Origin of the sequence: Sarcina sp. DSM 11001, from assembly GCF_900101015.1 — a bacterium.
Lineage (GTDB): Bacteria > Bacillota > Clostridia > Lachnospirales > Lachnospiraceae > CAG-791.
The window spans coordinates 1-1203 of sequence record NZ_FNFZ01000075.1 but is presented as its reverse complement, the minus strand read 5'-3'; the positions used below and the strand labels follow the sequence as shown (position 1 = coordinate 1203).

General features: G+C 54.2%; 1 pseudogene. It reads left to right on the top strand.

The features are described from left to right. A pseudogene (locus BLT02_RS17475) lies at positions 1 to 1203 on the top strand (DNA methylase); the annotation flags it as partial.

Below are 1203 nucleotides of genomic sequence, written 5' to 3'. Positions count from 1 at the left end.
TGGCCTGGGTACAGCAGATGAACAATATCCGGATCCGCGCGGAAGAGACCGTTCTGAGGGAATTGGTGTACAGCTGATCTCCGAAGACGACACGGATGATATCGATGAAACAGACATTACAGCTGCTGCCGGAAGTCCGGCCAGATCAGAGACTGGATCAACTTCCGGACCAGAAAAAACAGAAATACAGGAAACACCCGAAGCAGAGGACACCAGGTCCCCTGCTTTTTCTATTCCACCGATCATCACCTTTCCGGACCTGCCGACGGCTGCACAGCAGAGAAGGCAGATCGAGGAACGCATGGATGCTGTTTTTGCCGGTGAATCCAACATTCCTCCGGAAGTCATTGATGAGTTTCTTCGCACCGGCGGTAATCGTACACGCAGCCAGCTCCGTATCATCTATCACTTCATGACAGACCCGTCTTCCGAGGATGCAGCAGAGTTTATCCGGCGCGAGTACGGAAAAGGCGGGAAGGGGCTTGTCATAGGAGGGAAGGATTATTGTGTCTGGTTTGATGAAGCAGGTATGAAGTTTGCTGCAGGCCACTCCGTGGATGATCCTCTGATGGATAAGGCTTATCTGTCATGGGACGATGTCTCCGGCAGGATCCGCCAGCTCCTTGCCCAAGGTGAATATGCCCCTCAGTCCGTCCTTGACGCTGCGAGGGGAAACGCCCTGCGTGAGCACGCCACCGCGCTTGTCTATATGGAACACGACCTTGCTGACGGGATCGCGGACATCGTTTTTGAAGATACATCCATCTTTGAAGGCGGCTTCCCCGATGCTGTAACGAAGGTATCGGAAAAGCTTGATGATCCAGCCTATCTGGCAGACCTTGTGGAACGCCTGGAGGGTCTTGCTGCCGCTTATGCGGAATCTCCTGACCTTATGCGCTTTCCTTATTACAACCCGAACCGCATGCTTTCACAGTTCCGCCAGTTCTCCAGGGAGGCAGTCCCCTTCGATGCAAGGGAAGGATTTTCCTGGGAGGAGCATGCCGTTTTCATCACACAGGAGGAGGCGGACGCCTTCCTTGCTGCCGGGGGACCTTATTCCGACGGACGCATCTCGACATATTCCTTCTTCCTTAGGCATGAGGATACCCAGGAAAGAGCGGAATATCTTAAGGATCAGTACGGTACCGGCGGGAGGAGCCATGCCCTTTCAGGTGCGGACGACTCCTATGCCGATTACAGCGC